This is a genomic window from Streptomyces sp. NPDC048751 (assembly GCF_043198595.1).
Classification (GTDB): Bacteria; Actinomycetota; Actinomycetes; order Streptomycetales; family Streptomycetaceae; genus Streptomyces.
In genome coordinates, this window is sequence record NZ_JBICUX010000003.1 from 649,194 (window position 1) to 665,478 (window position 16,285).

General features: G+C 71.7%; 14 protein-coding genes and 1 pseudogene. 6 read left to right on the top strand and 9 right to left on the bottom strand.

The features are described from left to right. Positions 1-11: 11 nt before the first annotated feature. From ACGFNV_RS14745 to ACGFNV_RS14755, 3 genes are all read right to left on the bottom strand, one after another. Positions 12-1,652, bottom strand: a complete 1,641-nt coding sequence (locus tag ACGFNV_RS14745; protein ID WP_393622422.1) for a hypothetical protein — start codon at positions 1,650-1,652, stop codon at positions 12-14. Positions 1,653-1,669: 17 nt separating this feature from the next. Beyond that, positions 1,670-2,110, bottom strand: a complete 441-nt coding sequence (locus ACGFNV_RS14750) for a hypothetical protein (protein WP_393622424.1) — start codon at positions 2,108-2,110, stop codon at positions 1,670-1,672. 443 nt (positions 2,111-2,553) lie between these two features. Beyond that, positions 2,554-3,801, bottom strand: a complete 1,248-nt coding sequence (locus ACGFNV_RS14755) for an LmeA family phospholipid-binding protein (protein ID WP_393622426.1) — start codon at positions 3,799-3,801, stop codon at positions 2,554-2,556. A 259-nt stretch (positions 3,802-4,060) separates the two neighbouring features. Between ACGFNV_RS14755 and ACGFNV_RS14760 the strand changes: the two are divergent. Beyond that, positions 4,061-5,169 (top strand): annotated as a pseudogene (locus ACGFNV_RS14760) (RNA-guided endonuclease InsQ/TnpB family protein). A gap of 57 nt (positions 5,170-5,226) precedes the next feature. On the opposite strand, the gene ACGFNV_RS14765 reads toward ACGFNV_RS14760, so the two are convergent. Continuing rightward, a complete protein-coding gene (locus ACGFNV_RS14765) occupies positions 5,227-7,044 on the bottom strand; it encodes a bifunctional metallophosphatase/5'-nucleotidase (RefSeq protein ID WP_393622427.1) in 1,818 nt (605 codons plus the stop codon). Between the two features lie 173 nt (positions 7,045-7,217). Here ACGFNV_RS14765 and mshD point away from each other — a divergent pair, with 173 nt between their 5' ends. After that, a complete protein-coding gene (gene mshD, locus ACGFNV_RS14770; protein ID WP_393622429.1) occupies positions 7,218-8,144 on the top strand; it encodes a mycothiol synthase in 927 nt (308 codons plus the stop codon). A gap of 117 nt (positions 8,145-8,261) precedes the next feature. Here mshD and ACGFNV_RS14775 read toward each other — a convergent pair whose 3' ends face one another. From ACGFNV_RS14775 to ACGFNV_RS14795, 5 genes are all read right to left on the bottom strand, one after another. Further along, the gene (locus ACGFNV_RS14775; protein WP_393622431.1) at positions 8,262-8,915 is read right to left on the bottom strand and encodes an ABC transporter; all 654 of its coding nucleotides are present in this window, start codon (positions 8,913-8,915) and stop codon (positions 8,262-8,264) included. Positions 8,916-8,940: 25 nt separating this feature from the next. Beyond that, positions 8,941-10,476 (bottom strand): ABC transporter permease, encoded by a 1,536-nt coding sequence (locus ACGFNV_RS14780; protein ID WP_393622432.1) that lies wholly within the window; start codon positions 10,474-10,476, stop codon positions 8,941-8,943. After that, complete coding sequence (locus tag ACGFNV_RS14785) at positions 10,473-11,354, bottom strand: ABC transporter ATP-binding protein (RefSeq protein WP_393622434.1); 882 nt, start codon at positions 11,352-11,354, stop codon at positions 10,473-10,475. The genes ACGFNV_RS14780 and ACGFNV_RS14785 overlap by 4 nt, the downstream gene beginning before the upstream one ends. Positions 11,355-11,430: 76 nt before the next feature. Continuing rightward, on the bottom strand, positions 11,431-12,267 hold the full coding sequence (locus ACGFNV_RS14790) for a zf-HC2 domain-containing protein (RefSeq protein WP_393622436.1): 837 nt from the start codon (positions 12,265-12,267) through the stop codon (positions 11,431-11,433). Continuing rightward, positions 12,264-12,809 carry an RNA polymerase sigma factor gene (locus ACGFNV_RS14795; protein WP_393622438.1) on the bottom strand — a complete coding sequence of 182 codons (546 nt, stop codon included), beginning with the start codon at positions 12,807-12,809 and terminating at the stop codon, positions 12,264-12,266. Before ACGFNV_RS14795 ends, ACGFNV_RS14790 begins: the two co-directional genes overlap by 4 nt. 121 nt (positions 12,810-12,930) lie before the next feature. Here ACGFNV_RS14795 and ACGFNV_RS14800 point away from each other — a divergent pair, with 121 nt between their 5' ends. Genes ACGFNV_RS14800 through ACGFNV_RS14815 form a run of 4 tightly spaced genes read left to right on the top strand, consistent with a single transcriptional unit; the run spans position 12,931 to position 16,182 of the window. Further along, entirely contained in the window at positions 12,931-13,338 is a 408-nt protein-coding gene (locus ACGFNV_RS14800; RefSeq protein WP_393622440.1) for a GntR family transcriptional regulator, read from the top strand. Continuing rightward, positions 13,335-14,264, top strand: a complete 930-nt coding sequence (locus tag ACGFNV_RS14805) for an ABC transporter ATP-binding protein (RefSeq protein ID WP_393622441.1) — start codon at positions 13,335-13,337, stop codon at positions 14,262-14,264. The genes ACGFNV_RS14800 and ACGFNV_RS14805 overlap by 4 nt, the downstream gene beginning before the upstream one ends. Next, the gene (locus ACGFNV_RS14810) at positions 14,261-15,322 is read left to right on the top strand and encodes an ABC transporter permease (RefSeq protein ID WP_393622442.1); all 1,062 of its coding nucleotides are present in this window, start codon (positions 14,261-14,263) and stop codon (positions 15,320-15,322) included. Before ACGFNV_RS14805 ends, ACGFNV_RS14810 begins: the two co-directional genes overlap by 4 nt. Continuing rightward, complete coding sequence (locus tag ACGFNV_RS14815) at positions 15,319-16,182, top strand: hypothetical protein (RefSeq protein WP_393622443.1); 864 nt, start codon at positions 15,319-15,321, stop codon at positions 16,180-16,182. Before ACGFNV_RS14810 ends, ACGFNV_RS14815 begins: the two co-directional genes overlap by 4 nt. The last annotated feature ends 103 nt before the right edge of the window (positions 16,183-16,285 follow it).

The window sequence follows — 16,285 nt, forward strand, 5'->3', positions numbered from 1 at the left end:
CGTGTTCCCCTTCACTCGGCGCTCTCCGTGGTGCCCCGGGCGCGGCTCGGCATCCAGCCCATGGCGCCGCGCAGGCGCCGGTCCAGGGCCCATACGGCCCAGGTGGTCTTGAGGTCGCACGCCTGGTCCCCGGCACCGACCTGGTACAGATCGGGCAGCCCGGGGCAGCCCTTGTACGGCGTGACTCCGCGTCCCAGGGCCTCGCGCAGCGGCGCGTCCAGTGCTCCGCCGATCAGCGAGTAGGCCCGTACGACCAGGGCGTAGTCGTAGACGGACGTGAACCGCTCCGGGCTTCGGGCCTGCTCCCTGAGCGCGGCGGCGGTCATCCAGCGCGGTACGGCGTCCCGCTTGCCGGCATCGACGAGCCCGACGACAACCGTGGCGGCGGCGACCACGCCCGCCGGGGTGTCGAGCTTCCAGTGGCCGATCTCCGGGGTGCCGATCTCGGCCCCCGCATCGGCGCAGTTGAGGGCGGTGCGCTGCCACAGGGTGGCGTTGCGGTCGGTCACAGTGGTCGGCAGTACCGCCGGGTCGGCGCACACCCGTCGGTCCGTGTCGGCGTCCTCGTCCGTCGCGACGCGGCGCAGAGCCGCACGGCCAAGACGTTCGGCGCCGTCCTGGCTCGCGCTGCCGGACTTCTCGTCACGGTCGACGGCCTCGACGAGCCGCGGATCCCTGCGCGCCCAGCCCGCGAGCCCCCGCAGCCGCTCCACGAAGAGGGAGGCGTCCGGGTTGCCCAGGTAGGCACCGGAATCGCGCACGGACCCGTCGTCGAGCCGCTCGCCTTCGAGGCGCCGGACCACCGGGGCGAACGCGCCCTTCGAACCTGATGCCTTCAGGATGTGGACCAAGTGGTGGAGCTGCTCGTACGTCAGGGTCGCCGCCCCTTCCCGCAGCACCGCCTGCCAGGTCGTGCCGTCGAGGGAGGGCCGGTTGCCCGCGGCCTCCTGGACGAGGACGTAGTGGTAGGTGTCGTTCAGCAGGTCTGTCCGGGCGTCGGGAGCGAGCGCAGCCCAGTCGTCGGTGCTCGGTGGCGCCACCGCGGTGAGGGCGGCGGGCAGGGGCTCGTCGTCCAGCAGGCGCAATGAACCGGCCAGTGCGGCGCTCTGGCCGAGCGGCCGTGGCTCGTCGGCCAGCGAGCGCAGCCAGTCCTTGGTCTCGGACCGGTCGGTTGCGGAGAGCTGTGCGAGCCGTCCCAGAGCCTTGAGTACGTCGAGGGCTGCCCAGGTGGCCCCCAAGCGGGCCGCGTCCCCGTCGCCGCCGAGCGCCGGGTCGGCGTACCAGCCGCCCTTCACCCGCAGCCCGGCCACGGCTCGGGCGTCGCTCGGACCGAGCGCTTCCCGAGCGCCGGCCCGCCGCAGTGGGACCAGCCAGTCGCGGCCCCAGAGAGGGGAGGACTCCAGCGCTTCCCTACGCACCTCGGCGACCCGGGACGCGGACATGCTCGTTCTCGGATCGCGGCCCAGCTCGGACAAGGTCCGCAGAGCGTAGGACTGGGCCTCCGGCGCGGCGGGCTGCTCGCGGAGGAAGGGCGGGTAGTAGTAGCCGTTCTCCTTGCTGACCAGCAGATCGAACTGACGGGCGGCGGCCGGTTCACCGGACTTGGAGTCCCCGGACTCGGCGGCGCACGTGGTCAGCAGGGCGGCAGTCACGACCACCCCGGCACCGGTCAAGAAGCCCCGGCGTAAGCGCACTTCTCGCTGACCTTGATCGCGCCCGTCACCTGGGCGGAGCCGCAGCTACGGGTCGACACGTACACGGTGGACTTGCTCGGACGCATCTGGCCCCAGGTGTCCGAGATCGAGGCGTGGGTGTTCTTCCAACGGACCTCGGCCACCGACCTGCTCACCATCGTCATGGTGGCCTCGGGGTTCTTCGAGACCGTGAGGGAGACGCTGACGCCGTGGGCCTCCAGTTCGGCGCGGTTCTGGATCCAACGCGCCTTCCTGGGGCTCAGGCCCGACATCTTCGTGGACGCCTTCCAGTCACAGGCGTTCGCGTACAGCGCGCAGTGCCAGGCATTGATCGCGATCTTGTTGCCACCCGGCAGTCCGACTGTGGTGCTGGCGGAGGTCGCGTGGGTCGGGGTCGCCGAAAGCACAAGGGCCATGGCGGATAAGGCAGCGGCGGAACCGTGCACCAGGCGGGCACGCATCCTCGAGTTCATGGTGATCGTCTCCTGTGGGGGCCGCGGCGGCGGGCCTCTTTCATACAGGGCGACGATCTCGGGGCACACCATGCCGATCACTACCAAGAGTGATCAGGCTAGGAATTTGCCCCCTTGGGGATGAAGGTCACCGCATGGGTGACGCAAGCCGGTTCGACACTCGGAGCCGCAGCGCCAGCGTGTCGTCCCCCGCTCCCGTCCAGGGTTCTGCCAAGCGGGTGTGTGAGGTGCGGTCTCGGCCGGCGCGGAGAGACACGCCGAGGCGGGGCCACCGAGCGCTTCGCCGGTGGTCCCGCCTCGAGGTGTGTGTCAGCCCTTGTGGCGATCGGGCGGCGCTTCGGGGCGGCCCGACGCTCCGACGAACCGGATCGGCACTGACACAGGTTTTACGAACCGACCGCCAGGTCGGAGCCTTCGACTCGCACCCTGATCCCGTCCTTCTCCACGCGTACGTCCCGCAGCCGCAGCTCACCCTGGGGCAGTTCCGGCAGCCGGAAGGCCAGGGAGAGCCGGTCGGCGAGGACCGGGCGGGTCAGGCTGGAGAGGGCGTCGAGGAGGGCCGGGTCGAAGCCCAGGCGGTCCAGCACCTCGGGGTGGGCGAGGGCAAGGTCGAGGAGGTTGACCCGCATGGCCTGGTGGACGAAGCGCGGATTGCCGGTCAGCGCGGCGAGCCGGTCGTCGTTGTCCAGTGCCTCGCGGACGGCCGCGTCGGGCACACCCATACGCTGCACGACCGACGGCACCGCGAGCAGCGCCCGCACCTTGCGGGTCTCACGGGCGAGTTCGGCGGCCGACTTCGGCGTCAGATGCAGGCCCTCCGAGGGGCGGGAACCGGGCCGGTACGTCGCCAGGTCCCCGATGTCCAGGCGCATTCCACCGATCTCCGTGGCGATGCCCTGATCGCCGTTGCGCTGCACACGGACGTCGGCCCGCATCCGCAGATCGTGCCCGGCGACCGGCAGGGTGCCCCGCGCCGCGACGCGGTCACGGCCCGCGCCGCTGAACGTCACCTGGGACGCGCCGAGTTCGCGGTTCATGTCGGCGAAGGACAGCAGGACGTCGCCGTGCAGTTCGGGGAGGTGGGCTCCGCGTACCGAGGTCGGGCCGTCGCCGTCGAGCCGTACGTCTTGGGCCGTCGCCGACACCGCGGCCAGCGTGACCCGGTCCGCCGCCACGTCCGGGACAGTCACCTTCACCGAGTCCAGGTTGCCGTCGACGAGTTGGGGCAGAAAGGGGAAGCCACCGATCTCCACCTCGGGTGCCGCGGTGAGCTTCAGGTGGTCCTTGAGGGACTCCGCCGCCTTGTGTTCGGCGTAGAGAACGGCCCAGCGGTCGGCCAGGGTGAGGAAGGCGGCGAGGACCACCAGCGCGACGACCGTCTTCAGCGCGAACGGCAGACCTGCGAAGCGGCCCCGCCGACGACGCCGACGACTGCGGCCGTGGTGCGGCGGGGCCCAGGGTTCGGGCTCGGGCTCCGGCCCGGGCCGGGTCTCTGGCTCCGATTCCGGCCCGGGCCCGGCCTGTGGCTCGGGATAAAGATCCGGCCCGGCCTGTGGCTCGGGATAGAGCTCCGGGTCAGGCTCCTCATAGGAGTTCGGGTAGGGATGCGTCGAGATGTGGTGGGGGGAACGCATCGATCCATCCGACCATGCACATGCCCCCCACCCGCAACTTCTACTCCGATTGTGCGACCCAGCTCACGATCTGCCGCACGCTACCGGACATCATTCGCAGTGCTCCGGCCTTCAGGCCGGGGGTGAAGCGAATCTTGTGGCTGCGACGCGGAGCGTCGCGGTCTCGTTCCGGCAGAGCCGGACCCCGCTTCGTGACGGTGACGGATCGTCCACATGTTCCCGGTGACGACGTGGATTCGGCTTGCCTAGTGTGATCGTCATGCAGCTCCGGTACGCCTTCAGGGTGTACCCCGACGCCGCTCAGCAGGCCGCGCTGGCCAGGGCGTTCGGGTGCGCACGCGTCGTGTTCAACGACGCCGTGCGTGCCCGCGAGGACGCCCGTAAGGCCGGGCAGCCGCTCCCGACGGCCGGGCAGCTGTCCACATGCCTGATCACGGAAGCGAAACGGACGCCGGAGCGGGCCTGGCTGGGTGAGGTGTCCGCCGTCGTCCTCCAGCAGTCCCTGCGGGACGCCGAGAAGGCGTACCGCAACTTCTTCGCCTCCCTCAAGGGTGCGCGGAAGGGCCCGAGAATGGGCCCGCCCCGGTTCAAGTCCCGCAAGGACGCCCGCCAGTCGATCCGGTTCACCGCCAACGCCCGCTGGAACATCACCAGAAGTGGCCGTCTGAACCTGCCGAAGATCGGCGCGGTGAAGGTGAAGTGGTCCCGCACCCTGCCCGCCGCCCCCACCTCCTCGGCCTCACCCACTTCGCCGTCCTGTCCGACGGCACGAAGATCGACTCCCCGCGCTTCCTCCGGCGCGCGGAGAAGAAACTGAAGAAGGCCCACAAGGAACTGTCCCGCAAGCAGAAGGGATCAAGGAACTGGGCCAAGGCCCGTCTCAAGCTCGCCCGCGCCCACGCCAAGGCCGGCGATGCCCGCCGTGAGTTCCACCACCAGCTGTCCACGAGGCTGATCTGCGAGAACCAAGGGATCGCCGTGGAGGACCTGTCGGTGGCGGGACTGGCCCGCACGAAGCTGGCCAAGTCCGTGCACGACGCCGGATGGGCATCGTTCATCAGCATGCTGGAGTACAAAGCGGCACGGTACGGCCGAACCCTGGTCAAGATCGGCCGGTTCGAGCCGATCTCCCAAACCTGCTCCACCTGCGGCGTCAAGGACGGACCCAAACCCCTGAACGTCCGGGAATGGACCTGTAGCGCCTGCGGCACCGTCCACGACCGGGACACCAACGCCGCGATCAACGTGAAGACGGCCGCCGGACTGGCGGTATCGGCCTGCGGAGCGCCGGTAAGACCAGGAGCAATCCCGGCACAGCGCGAAGAAACAGGAAGCCACGGATTCCCCACCGGAAACCGTGCCGCGTAGCGGCACAGCAACCGGTAGAGAAGGCCAGAATCCTCGTCCTTCAGGACGAGGAGCATGTCAATGAACGATCGTGATCCGGTTCGTCGTCGGCGGCGCGATCGGCGCGGACGCCGAGGAGTTGGCCGTCAGGTACTGCTCCAGAGCGGTCAGGTCGTCGGCGCCGACCAGGTCGTTCGTGCCCTGGCCCAGCGTGGTGAAGCCGTCGCCGCCGCCCGCGAGGAAGCTGTTCGTCGCGACGCGGTACGTGGCGGCCGGGTCCACCGCCGTGCCGTTGACCTTGATGGAGTCCGTGACGACCCGGTCGGCGCCGGTCTTCGTCAGGTCCAGCGTGTACGTCAGGTTGGCGGACGGCTGGAGGGTCTTCGGCGATGCCGCGTTCGAGCCGCTCACCTGCTCCTTGAGCACCTGGATCAGCTGGGCGCCGGTGAAGCTCTGCAGGTTCACGGTGTTGGAGAACGGCTGCACGGTGAAGCCCTCGGCGTACGTCACCACCCCGTCACCCTCGCTGCCCTTGGCCGCGTAGGTGAGGCCCGCCCGGACACCGCCCGGGTTCATCAGCGCGACGTCCGTCTCCGCGTCGAGCTTCTTGCCGTACCAGAGCTGCGCGTCCGCGATCAGGTCGCCCATCGGGGACTCCGTGCCCGTGTTGGGGACGTCTGCGGAGACGTAGCCGATGGCGCGGTTGCCTATGGGGGCCGCCAGGGTGTTCCACTTGCTGATCAGCTCGGTCATGTCCGGCGCCTTGGCGACGGTCCGGGTGACCACGTGGTTCGCCGACTTCACCGCCGTGCGGGCGATGTCACCCGTCCAACGGTCGTACGTCAGCGTGGTGTCCGTGTAGAGGCGGCCGAAGGACGCGGCCGAAGTGACCATGCGCGGCTGGCCCGACGGGTCGTTGATGGTGCACGCGTACGCGGCGTGCGTGTGCCCGGTGACGAGGGCGTCGACCTTCGGCGTGATGTTCTTGGCGATGTCGACGATCGGGCCGGAGATGCCGTCGCCCGCACCCGGCGAGTCACAGTTGTAGTTGTACGAGGTCGACGCCGGGAGCCCGCCCTCGTGGATCAGGGCCACGATCGACTTCACGCCCTGGCGCTCCAGCTCCTTGGCGTACTTGTTGATCGTCTCGACCTCGTCCTTGAACTTGAGGCCCTTGACGCCCTCGGCGGAGACGACGCCCGGGGTGTCCTCCAGCGTCACGCCGATGAAGCCGATCTTGACGCCGTTCTTCTTCCACACCCAGTAGGGCTTGAGGATCGGCTTGCCGGTCTTCTCGTTCAGCACGTTCGCCGCGAGGTACGGGAAGTCGGCGCCCTTGAACTTCTTGTCCGTGTAGCAGCCCGCCGTCGGGTGACAGCCGCCGTTCTGAAGGCGGCCCAGTTCCTTGGCGCCCTCGTCGAACTCGTGGTTGCCGACGGACGTGACGTCCAGGTCCAGCTTGTTCAGCGCCTCGATGGTCGGCTCGTCGTGGAACAGACCGGAGATCAGCGGGGATGCGCCCACCATGTCACCGCCGGCCGCGGTGACGGAGTACTTGTTGCCCTTGCGCGCCTCGCGCAGGTGCGTCGCCAGGTACTCCACACCACCCGCGTCGATCGTCTTCGTCGTACCGTCCGCCTGCAGTTCGGTGACCCGGCCGGACGAACCGGACGGCGGCTCCAGGTTGCCGTGCAGGTCGTTGAAGGACAGCAGCTGTACGTCCTGGTAGCGGCTCGGCAGGTGGCCGTGGCCGCCGGGCTTGTGGCTCTCGCCGGCGGACGCGGTCGCGGGCAGCGCGGCGGCGAGCGCACCGGCGGTGGTGAGTGCGGCGGCGGCCGCGGCGATCCGGTACGTACGGCGTCTGCGGGTCGGGTGCTGCTGGGTCGTGGCTGGCATTCGCCCCCCTGTGGCTTGCTTGAGGTGGTTGGCCCCGTCCGGCGCAGCCTAGGGTCAACGCGCGTAGCGCGACAGGGGGTTCATGGTTACATCCTGGTTTCCCTTTGCCCTCCGCTTTGCCCTCTCCTCGGCCTGCCGCCACTTTGCCCGGCCCTCCCTTTACCCTCATACGCATGACCAGCGACGACACCGTACGGCCCTACGGCTCCCGCTCCATCGAGACCTACTCCGCGCTCTCCCCGGACCAGACCGAGGCCGTCCTCGCCCTGCTCGCCGACGCCGCCCGCAACGACGGCCAGCAGGCGGTGTCCGAGCAGGGGCGGCTCCAGTTGCGCGGCCGTGAACGCGAGGGCGTCGCCCATCTGCTGCTGAGCGTCGGCGACGAACTCGTCGGTTACGCGCAGTTGGAGGACACCGACCCGGTCGAGGCACCGGCCGCCGAACTGGTCGTGCACCCCTCCCACCGCGGTCACGGGCACGGCCGGGCGCTCGGCTCCGCCCTTCTCGCCGCCTCCGGCAAGCGGCTGCGGGTGTGGGCCCATGGCGGCCACTCCGCCGCCCGCCACCTCGCCCAGGTCCTCGGGCTCACCCTCTTCCGGGAACTGCGTCAGATGCGGCGACCGTTGGCCGATCTTGGTCTGCCCGACCCGGTTCTCCCGGAGGGGGTGACCGTCCGCGCCTTCGTCCCCGGCTCCGACGACGCGGCCTGGCTGGCCGTCAACGCCGCCGCCTTCGCCCACCACCCGGAACAGGGTTCCCTCACCCAGCGCGATCTCGACGACCGCAAGGCCGAGCCCTGGTTCGACCCGTCCGGCTTCTTCCTGGCCTTCCGCGAGGACCGCCTGATCGGCTTCCACTGGACCAAGGTCCACGCCGAGCAACAGCTCGGTGAGGTCTACGTCCTCGGCGTCGCCCCCGGCGCCCAGGGCGGCGGCCTCGGCAAGTCCCTCACCACGATCGGCCTTCGGCATCTCGCGGCGCAGGGGTTGCCGACGGCGATGCTGTACGTCGACGCGGACAACAAGGCTGCGGTGTCGGTGTACGAGCGGCTGGGCTTCGTGACGCACGAGGTGGATCTGATGTACCGGACAGAGACGTGAGGGTGGGGGTGGGCCTGGGTTCGGTGTGACCGGCGTTCCCTGGCACCCCTCATCGGTGCGGGCCTCGCTGGGGGCCGCTGCCCCCAGGCCCCCGCTTCGGCCTGAACGGCCTCGTCCTCAAACGCCGGACGGGCTGAGACGTATCGACCGGCGCCGCAAAGGTTCTGGCAGGCATATCGCCCACACCACCGCCGCCACCCCCAGCAGCACCGCCCACCGCACGTGCGCCGGGCCCCACTGCTGCGTGCCCTGGGCCACGAAGAGGCCCCACTTGTCGGGGACGAGGCCCGTGGCGAGGGTCGCGATGCCCAGCCAGAAGGCCGCGCTCCGGCCGGGCTCCGCCTCCGTCGTGAAGCGGATGGCGGTGGCCGGCAAGGCGAGGGCGCAGGCGGCCAGGGCCAGGGCCTCCAGGGAGAGGTGGGCGGCGGGCGGGCGGGACGTCGCCGGTATGAGGAACAGGGCCGCCGTCCACCACCCGGCCGCGAGCGGCGCGACCAGGGCCAGGCGCAGGCCCGCGCGGACCGGGCGGCGCACCGGGACGCCCGTGGTGGTGTGCCGTGCGGGATCGTCGAGGAGGAAGGCCAGGCCGAGCGCGCCGAGCAGGGCCACGATCCGCAGCACGGCGAGTCCGGTCTCGGGGCTCGGCGGCCGGTGCGAAAGTCTGGTGCTCCCGGCGAGCAGCAGTCCCAGCGCGGCTGCCACCGCGAGCGCCCGCCAGGGCAGGACACGGCACACCGGGGACACGAGGGCCCGCAACAGCACACCCAACACCGGCACTCCTCCGGCTGCTCCCGTCTCACTCCTCACAGTTGTCCGCCCCCTTCGGTGCCTCGACCCCGAGCAGCTTCGCCGCCTGGGCCGTCGTCGTCTTCGGTGAGGTCAGTTCCGTCCAGTGGGCCTTGACCCGGGACTCCACCTCGGCACGCGGCCGGTCGATCAACGCGCGGAGGACCGAGGTCTGTTGGGTGGTCATCGTCAGCGGGTCCGTGGGCGCCAGGATGACCGCCGAACCGGAGGTGGAGTCGTCGAGCCGGACATCGCGGAAGGTGTCCAACGGGTGGGGGGCGGTGCCCACGGCCAGCCACATGACGGTGATCATGCGGGCGTCGCACATGGTCCCGGCGTCGTCCTCCGTACCCGTGACCAGGACGGAGGCGACCCCCACCGCCAGCTCGGGGACGCGGTTGCCACCCCAGCGGGTGCCGACCGTGACCTGGCCCGGCGTGCGGGACGGCTTGAGAGTGGCATCGGATTCCACACCGCCGCTGGTGTCGATGCGCTGGCGCACCGTCAGCGGGGCGTTCCGGGCCTGGCCCCCGGCAGCCGCCCGGACGCGAGCGGCCACCTCGGCCCACTCCCCCCGCACACTGTTCCACTCGGGGAACGAACAGAAAGTCGAACCGGCGTACTTGGCGCACGACTGGACCTTCTCCGGTGACTTGGAGGCCGTCTCCCGTGCCTTCTCCAGGGCCGACGAGTAGGGGACCTGACCGATCGCACCCACCGCCGTCACCGCGACGGCGATCGCGGTCACCGTCTTGACCACACGGGTGCGGCCGCCGGAGACCAGGACCGTCACGCAGGCCAGCAGGACGCACAGGCCCGCCAGATACAGCGCGTGCCAGCCGGCCGGGCGGCCCAGCAGGTCGGCGGGGATCGGGTCGCCCCCGTTGTCCTGGAAGATGAGTGGCGACAGCCAGCCGATCCTGTGGCCCTCCGCCTCTGCCCCGGAAGCCAGAATGATGCCCAGGTAGCCGAAGATCACGAACACCATCGGGACGAACGTCGAGGGCAGCAGGCGGGCCAGCAGGACGCCGAGGACTCCGGAGAGCAGGACGATCAGCGGGCCCACGGCCAGTTCACCGAAGGAGCCGTGGCCTATCGCGCCCGGCTTCAGCGCCTTCCAGGTGAAGTCGACGGCCACGACGAGCGCGGTCAGGACCGCGTACGGCGCCGTCGACAGCACGTGGGCCAGGGTGCGCCGCCACGGCTCCATCGGGTGGACCTCGAACTGCGCCGCGGTGTGGTTCTTGCGGGAGCGCAGCGCGGCCGCGTTGACGCAGATGAGCACGGCCAGCGCCGGGAAGAGGGGCGCTGCCTGGGTGGCGCGGTCGGCCTGGTTGAGGATCGGGTAGTCGTCCGTTCCTCCCGTCTGGGTCAGCAACCGGGCGCCCCGGTAGACGACGTAGAGGCCGAAGATGACCAGGATCGGTGCCTGGAGCAGGAGTTCGCGGGCCTCGAAGCGGGCGAGGTCGAGGACGGCCGCCGTGCGGCGGGGCTCGGGGGCGGGTGCGGTCGCCGTGGGGGCGGGTCGGCTGATCGTGGTGCTCACGTCGTCACCTGCGTGTTCTCACCGTCGAGGGCGAGCAGGTAGCCGTCCTCCAGGGTGGGTTCGAGCAGGTCGGCGCCGGCGGGTGGGTCGCCGACGTTGCGGAAGGTGCCGGTTCCGGTGCGCCAGCCGGCCAGCGCGCCCGGGTCGCGTTGGGTGCTGGCCCAGACCCGGCCGGCCGCGCGGGCGGTCAGTTCGGCCGGGGTGCCGTCGAAGCGGACGCGGCCCTGCGTCATGACGACGACACGGTGGCAGAGCATCGCCACGTCCTCCGTCTGGTGGGTGGAGAGCAGGACCGTGCGGCCCTCGCCCGCCTGGGCGACCAGCTCGCGGAAGCGCATGCGCTGTTCCGGGTCGAGGCCGACGGTCGGCTCGTCGAGGACGAGGAACTCCGGGTCGCCGACGAGTGAGGCGGCCAGGGCGACGCGCTGCCGCATTCCGCCGGAGAGCCGCTTGATGCGCTTGCCGCGCACGTCCTGGAGGTCGACGGCCTCCAGCACCCGCCGTACCTCGCGGTGGCGGGCCGAACGGTCCGTCAGTTCCTTGAGGATCGCCACGTAGTCGACGAAGCCGAAGGTGGTGAAGTCCGGGTGGAAGCCGGGGGTCTGGGGCAGGTAGCCCAGGGTGCGGCGGGCGGCCAGGCGGCCCTTCGTCGTGCTCGGGTCGTGGCCCAGGACCGTGAACGCGCCGCCGTCTGGCGGCACGGCCGTGGCGAGCACCCGGAGCAGGCTGGTCTTGCCGGCGCCGTTGGGGCCGAGGAGCCCGGTCACGCCGCGGGTCAGCTCCAGTGAGATGTCGTCGAGGGCGCGGGTGCCGCCGTAGCGCAGGGTCAGGCCGGTGGCCGCGACGGTGGTGGGGCCGGAGAGGGGGCCGGTGGTCATGCGGGGCTCCTGAAAGTGCGGTGGGCGGCCGGGGGCGGGGTTCGTCCGGCGCACCGGACAGACCCTGGGGGCGTGTTCACGCGGCGCCCCCGCCCGCGAAGCCGCCGGTGGGGCGGGCGTCGAACCGGTCGCGGACCTGGAAGAGCAGCAGGGCGGCGAGGACCGCGAGCGCCGCTGCGGCGGACTGCCCGGCCGTGGTGAACGGCACGAGCGTGCCGTGGGTGTGCTGCTTCGCCACCGCCAGCAGCGTCAGCCACGCGCCGCCGACCAGGGCGGGCGCGAGGACCGGGCCCAGCCGGGGCATCAGCGCCAGGCCCGTCGCCGTGAGGGCGAGGGCGGGCAGGAGCCAGGCCAGGGCCAGCAGTCCGTACTCCGGCAGGGCCAGGGTCGCCAGGCCGTTCAGCGCGAGACCGGCGGTCAGCACCGCGACCGTGCGGACCATCAGCAGCCGGAACCCGTGCATCGGGGCGACGACGGCGAGTTCGTAGGACGGGTCGAGCCCGGGACCGTACGACAGTGCCACTCCCGCGAGCGGCAGCAGGGGGGCGAGCGCGAGGAACAGGGTGGGTTCGTCGACGACGTACACGGCCAGCACGGTGAGGCCGAGAACGAACACCACCGCCAGCAACCAGGAGCGGCGCAGCACCGGGGTCGCGGTCAGCAGCCGCGCGGTGTGGCCGGCCACGCCGAGCCGCACCAGCAGCCCCTCCAGCAGTCCGGGCCGCGGCGCGTCCAGTTCGGCGTCGAGCCGCTCCCAGCCGGCGTCCAGCGCGGCGGGGTCACCGACCGCCGCGAGCCGGGCCCGGCACTCGGCACACGCACTGAGATGTGTGTCGGCCGACCAGAGCATCGGCGGCGCCAACTCGCCCTGGGCATAGGCGCGCAGATCGTCTTCAGCCACATGCCATGTCATGCCAGCGCCTCCCGCAGTTGCTTGCGGGCACGCAGGGCCCGCGTCTTGACCGTGCCGGGGGGAATGCCGAGCAGGACGGCTGCCTCCCTGGTGGTGAGCCCGTCGATGACCGTCGCCTGGAGGACGGCCCGCAGCTCCGGCGACAGCCTTATGAGGGCGCCCGCGAGGTCTCCGTGCTCCACCCCCGCGAGCACGCGTTCCTCCGCGGACGCCTCGTCCCGGTGGCGCAGTCGCGCCAGGGCCTGCCGCAGCCGGCCGCGCGCGCCGTCGCCGCGCAGGGCGTCGATCAGGCGCCGCGATCCGATGCGCCACAGCCACCCGGCCACATCGCCCTCCTCGTGGTAGCGAGCGGTGCCGCGCCACACCGCGAGGAACGTCTCCTGGACGACGTCGTCGACCACTCCGGCGTCCGAGCAGCGGCTGCGCATGCGTGCGGTCAGCCACGGCGCATACCGCCGGTACAGCTCCTCGAAGGCGTGACGGTCCCCGTCCGCCGCGACGGACCGCAGCAGCTCCCCGTCACTTCTCGTCGTTGCGCTCACAACCCCTCATCGCACGAGGCCCGCCCAGCGGTTCACAGATCCGCGAAGAGTTTTTCTTGACTTGCCTCCACCTCTTCCACCACCCTTTCACTACTCAATTAGTGAAAGGGTGGTGGTCCGGATGGTCGAGTACCGCATCGACCGGCACAGCGGCGTGGCCACCTACGTCCAGATCGTCCAGCAGACCAAGCAGGCCCTGCGCCTGGGCCTGCTCGAGCCCGGCGACAAGCTGCCCACCGCCCGCGAGGTCGTCGAGGCGACCGCCATCAACCCGAACACCGTGCTGAAGGCGTACCGCGAGCTGGAACGCGAGGGATTGGTGGAGGCACGGCGCGGGCTCGGCACCTTCGTGCGGGGTTCGCTGAGCACCGCCCCCGCCGACTCGCCGCTGCGGGCCGAGCTCGAGGAATGGGCGGCGCGGGCCCGCGAGGCCGGACTGGACCGGGACGACGTGGCCGCACTCTTCACTGCCGTACTCGACGCATACTTCGGCGTTCCCGCCATGCACTCCCAGGGGGACCAGTCATGACCGACACGCCCACCGGCCAGGCAGACCGCCGGTCCGCCGACTCGGCCCTCGAGGCAACCGCGCTCGGCAAGCGCTTCGGCCGCCGTGGCCGCCGGGCGCTGCACGACTGCACCTTCCGCCTCCCCACCGGACGGATCTGCGCCGTCGTCGGCCACAACGGAGCGGGCAAGTCCACTCTCCTCGCGCTGGCCGCGGGCCTGCTGGCCCCCACCGAGGGCACGGTCACCGTCCTCGGCACGACCCCCGCGGCAGCCCGCGCGCGCGTGGGCTTCGTCGCCCAGGACAAGCCGCTGTACCCGCAGCTCACCGTCGCCGAAACGCTGCGCATGGGCGCCGACCTCAACCCCGGACGCTGGGACACCGCCACCGCCGACCGGATCGTCACCGCCGGCGAACTCGACCCGCGCGCCCGCATCCGCTCCCTCTCCGGCGGACAGCGCACGCGCGTGGCGCTCGCCCTGGCTCTCGGCAAGCGCCCCGAACTGCTGCTGATGGACGAGCCGATGGCCGACCTCGACCCGCTGGCCCGGCACGAGCTGATGGGCACGCTGATGGCGCAGGCCGCCCAGCACGGCACCACGATCGTGATGTCGTCGCACGTGGTGGCCGAACTCGAGGACTCCTGCGACCACCTGCTGCTGATCGGCGGCGGCCGGGTCCGCCTGGGGGGCGAGATCGACGACCTGCTGGCCGCTCACGCGCGCGTGTCCGCGCCCGCGCACACCGACCTGGCGCCGCACACCGTCGTCGAGTCCCGCACCACCGGCCGTCAGCTCAGCGCGCTGATCCGCCCGGCGGGCCCGCTGAGCGAGGACTGGCGCACCGGCACGCCCACCCTGGAAGAGCTCGTGCTGTCCTACCTCCGCAGCCCCGAGGCCCCGGACCTGACGCGCGTCCCGGACCGCACCGAGGGGGTCGCGGTATGACCACCCTCACCGCCGAGAGCACGCCGGCTGCCGTCGCCCGCCCTCGCACGGCCCGCTGGCTCCTGCGCCTGCACCGCCCCGCCCTGTACGTCTGGGCCGGGCTGGTGATCGCCCTGGCCGCCGCCTCCCTCGCGCTGTGGGGGCCTCTCGCCGACGGCGCGGAGCAGGGCTGGCGGCAGTACAACGCATGCGCCTTCACGACGCCGACCTGCTCCTACGACCAGGACGCGATCCTGCTCTACAAGGACCTCTACAACTACTCCACCCTCGGCGTCGTCGCCCTCCCCCTCCTCGTGGGCGCCTGGGCGGGCGGCTCCCTCGTCGGCCGCGAAATGGAGAACGGCACCGCCCGGCTGACCTGGGCCCAGGCCGTCTCCCCGGCGCGCTGGCTGGCCACCAAGCTGGCCGTGCCGGCCGCCGCGATCGCCGCGGGCACCGGCCTGCTGTTCGTACTGCACCGCAAGGCGTGGACGGCGGGCCGGGGCCGGATCGACACCGCCAAGAACTGGCACGACGTCTGGACCTTCCACGCCAACGGCCCCACCACGGTCGCCCTCGCCCTGTGCGCTCTGGCCGCCGGCGCCCTCGCGGGCCTGCTGCTGCGCCGCACCCTGCCCGCGCTGGCCCTCGGCGTTGTGTCCACGGCCGTCCTGTGGGGCATCGCGCAGTGGGCCATGCCGTACCTGTGGCCGGCCGACACGCGCGTGAACCCCCTCACGGAGGGCTACCCGGGCGGAGGCATCGAGGTCGACTCCGGCCTGGTCACCTCCAGCGGGGCGCACATCGCCGACCCCGGCTGCGGGCCGCTGCAGGTCGACGGCTGCCCCGAGGTGTACGAACGGCTCGACGCGACCGGCTTCTACACCACGTACCACCCCGTCTCCCACTACTGGCCGCTCCAGCTCACCACCACCGCGCTGGTCCTGGCCATGACCGGTCTGCTCGTCACGGCCGCGTTCCTGGTGCTGCGCCGCGCCACCGGGACGGCGCGCATCGACAAGACGGTCACCGACACGGCGGCCGGCCCCGCCCGGATCCACACGGAGGTCAGCGCATGAGCACCGCGGTCATCGGGGGACTGCCCGGCACGGTTCTGCGGCTGCACCGCGCGGCCCTGCTCGCCTGGGGCGCGTTCGTCGCGGCCGTGATCGTCTGGCTGCTGTACGTCACAGACGTCACAGCGGGCTCCGTGCGGGCGCTGAAGGAGAACTGCGACCCGGTTCACGACCTGTGCAACGTTCCCTACGCCGCCTACCGGTACAGCCAGGCGATCGGCTACGCCGGCACGCTCGTCTGCTACAGCTTCCTCGCCGTCGCCGCCTTCGCCGGGGGCGCCCTGATCGGCCGCGAGCTGGAGAGGGGCACCGCGCGGGTGGCCTGGACGCAGGGGGTGACCCCCACCCGCTGGCTGGTCGCCAAGCTCGCCGTGCCGGCGGTGGCGGTCACACTCGGCGGCGCGGTCCTGGTGCCGGCGTTCCGCTGGGGCTGGGAGGCCAACCCCGACTGGATGTGGGGCAGGGGCTGGGCCTTCGCCGACGTGTTCGTGGCACGCGGCCCGGCGACGGTGGCGTACGCGCTGTGCGCCCTCGCGGTCGGTGCGCTCACCGCGCTCACGCTGCGCCGGGCGCTGCCCGCCCTGGGGGTTTCGCTCGCGGTGATGTGGCTGCTCAACCTCGTCCTGGCGCACTTCCGCGACGCGCTGTGGCCGACGGTCACCCGTACCTCGGAGAAGCGGATCGTGCTGCCGAACAACGTGTGGGAGGTGGAGAGCGGCCGCGACGCCGACGGCTACTACGCCACCTTCCATCCCGCCACGCACTTCTGGCCCCTGCACCTCGTGGAGACCGGCATCGTCCTCGCGATCGCCGCCGCGGCCACCACCGCCGCCTTCGCCCTCCTGCGCCGCCGCACGGGCTGACCCACGCGCGCGTGGGCGGCGCCGTCCCGAAAGCCCCTCACGCCCGCGTGGACGGCGCCGTCCCGAAAGCCCCTCCACGCGCGCGTAGACGAGGCGCCCCATA

Bases quoted from the DNA above. Each gene is read 5' to 3' on its own strand.
- ACGFNV_RS14755 (WP_393622426.1), bottom strand. From the start codon at position 3,801: ATGCGTTCCCCCCACCACATCTCGACGCATCCCTACCCGAACTCCTAT.
- ACGFNV_RS14785 (WP_393622434.1), bottom strand. From the start codon at position 11,354: ATGACCACCGGCCCCCTCTCCGGCCCCACCACCGTCGCGGCCACCGGC.
- ACGFNV_RS14800 (WP_393622440.1), top strand. From the start codon at position 12,931: ATGGTCGAGTACCGCATCGACCGGCACAGCGGCGTGGCCACCTACGTC.
- mshD (WP_393622429.1), top strand. From the start codon at position 7,218: ATGACCAGCGACGACACCGTACGGCCCTACGGCTCCCGCTCCATCGAG.
- ACGFNV_RS14765 (WP_393622427.1), bottom strand. From the start codon at position 7,044: ATGCCAGCCACGACCCAGCAGCACCCGACCCGCAGACGCCGTACGTAC.
- ACGFNV_RS14815 (WP_393622443.1), top strand. From the start codon at position 15,319: ATGAGCACCGCGGTCATCGGGGGACTGCCCGGCACGGTTCTGCGGCTG.
- ACGFNV_RS14750 (WP_393622424.1), bottom strand. From the start codon at position 2,110: ATGGCCCTTGTGCTTTCGGCGACCCCGACCCACGCGACCTCCGCCAGC.
- ACGFNV_RS14790 (WP_393622436.1), bottom strand. From the start codon at position 12,267: ATGACATGGCATGTGGCTGAAGACGATCTGCGCGCCTATGCCCAGGGC.
- ACGFNV_RS14810 (WP_393622442.1), top strand. From the start codon at position 14,261: ATGACCACCCTCACCGCCGAGAGCACGCCGGCTGCCGTCGCCCGCCCT.
- ACGFNV_RS14805 (WP_393622441.1), top strand. From the start codon at position 13,335: ATGACCGACACGCCCACCGGCCAGGCAGACCGCCGGTCCGCCGACTCG.